Genomic DNA, 2,039 nt, shown 5'->3' with positions numbered 1-2,039 from the left:
CAACAAGAAAGAATAAACAATATAATTGAAGACAAAATAATTCCTGCTTTAAGTAAACAGGCCGAGGCGTTGCCTTTATCGAGTTCTATGGAATTAGCAATTGATTGGTTTAACGGTCGTCGTACCCCTGACGCTGATCAGACATTAAAAGGCGCGTTATTTGGTCTTCATTTAGGGTCCGATGCTCCACGGGTGTTTAGATCTATTGTTGAGGCCACCTGTTTCGGAGCTAAAAGTATCGTTGATCGATTTGTCGACGAGGGTATTCCTGTAAAAGGTTTGATTGGTCTAGGTGGCGTTGCAAAGAAATCACCGTATATCATGCAAATGATGGCTGATGTAATGAATATGCCAATCCGTATTCATAAATCGGAGCAGACATGTGCAATTGGCGCAGCTATGTTCGCGGCAACCGCCGCTGGACTTTACACACGAGTGGAAGAGGCGATGGAAGCGATGGGACAGGGGTTCGAGCGTACTTATGTGCCAAATGAACAGCGGGTAACATTTTACCAGCAGCGTTATGACACCTATAAGCGCAACGGCGCTTTTTTAGTAAACTCTAAGCCATAATTTATATTTTAAAAAATAATTTTTCTATATGTACGAATCGATAAAAGAAGAGGCTTTTTACTGCAACATGCAGTTGCCCAAATTGGGTTTGGTACTTTTTACGTTTGGTAACGTGAGTGTTGTTGATCGTGATAAAGGCGTTTTTGCAATTAAGCCGAGTGGGGTGCCTTATGAGGAACTTACCCCTGAGCATATGGTCATTGTGGATTTCGAGGGTAATACGGTAGAAGGAAACCTGCGCCCGTCATCCGACACGAAAACGCATGCTGTATTGTATAAATATTGGGAGGATATTGGCGGAATTACGCACACGCATTCGACCTACGGCACAGCATGGGCACAAAGTCAGCGGCCGATACCTATTTTTGGTACCACACACGCGGACCATTTGACAACAGACATTCCCTGTGCTCCACCGATGAGCGATGAGATGATTCTAGGAAACTACGAATACGAAACAGGTTTTCAGATTATGAATCATTTTGAGCAGGAAAAACTTGATTATAGAGAAGTGGAGATGATACTTGTTGGAAATCACGCACCATTTGCTTGGGGCAAAACAGGAGCTAAGTCGGTATATAATAGCGCGGTGTTGGAAACGGTTGCACAAATGGCTCTATTGACCGAGCAGATTAATCCGCAGGCGCCGCGTTTGAAAGATGCTTTGATTAAGAAGCATTACGAACGTAAACATGGTGGTGAAGCTTATTACGGTCAGCAATAGGTAATAGAACAGGACGTAAAAAATATAAAAAGTAATGAATATAGATTTAAAAACATTTGAAGTATGGTTCCTAACGGGGAGCCAAGATTTATACGGAGAAAAGACGCTATTAGAAGTCGCAGAACATGCTAAAGAGATTGCGAATTATTTATCTCAGCATGAGAATATCCCTGTCCAAATCGTATATAAACCAATCGTAAAAAATAGCGAAGAGATATACAACACAATAGCACAGGCGAACGCGCAAGTTAATTGTGTCGGAATAATTACATGGATGCATACATTTTCGCCCGCAAAAATGTGGATCCGTGGCTTGCAAGCACTACAGAAGCCCTTGTTACATTTACATACCCAATATAATCGTGATATCCCTTGGGATACGATGGATATGGACTTTATGAACTTGAATCAAAGTGCACATGGCGACCGCGAATTTGGTCATATTGTATCGCGCTTAAATATTGCTCGCAAAGTTGTTACGGGCCATTGGCAAGATCAGGAGGTCGTTGAACGGATTATGGTGTGGACCCGCGCCGCGTCGGCTTGGCAGGATTGGCAAGGAGCGAAGTTCGTTCGTTTTGGTGATAATATGCGATACGTAGCCGTTACTGATGGAGATAAAGTGTCTGCCGAAACGCAATTTGGTTTCTCGGTAAATACATATGCTGTCGGGGACCTTGTAGAGATTATCAATGAAGTAACATCACACGAGATCGATGAATTAATTCGCGAGTATGAACAA

At 42.7% G+C, this 2,039-nt stretch carries 3 protein-coding genes; all 3 read left to right on the top strand.

The window, feature by feature from the left end:
- Positions 1-573: FGGY-family carbohydrate kinase (locus HP439_RS18865; protein WP_246229423.1), on the top strand; the 573-nt coding region annotated here is incomplete at its 5' end.
- Positions 574-601: 28 nt separating this feature from the next.
- Positions 602-1,297 (top strand): L-ribulose-5-phosphate 4-epimerase, encoded by a 696-nt coding sequence (locus HP439_RS18860; protein ID WP_172391871.1) that lies wholly within the window; start codon positions 602-604, stop codon positions 1,295-1,297.
- A gap of 34 nt (positions 1,298-1,331) precedes the next feature.
- The coding region (locus HP439_RS18855) for an L-arabinose isomerase family protein (RefSeq protein ID WP_425501390.1) at positions 1,332-2,039 on the top strand (708 nt) is incomplete at its 3' end.

This window comes from Sphingobacterium shayense (assembly GCF_013179575.1).
Classification (GTDB): Bacteria; Bacteroidota; Bacteroidia; order Sphingobacteriales; family Sphingobacteriaceae; genus Sphingobacterium; species Sphingobacterium shayense.
This window is presented reverse-complemented; position numbering and strand designations above follow the sequence as displayed.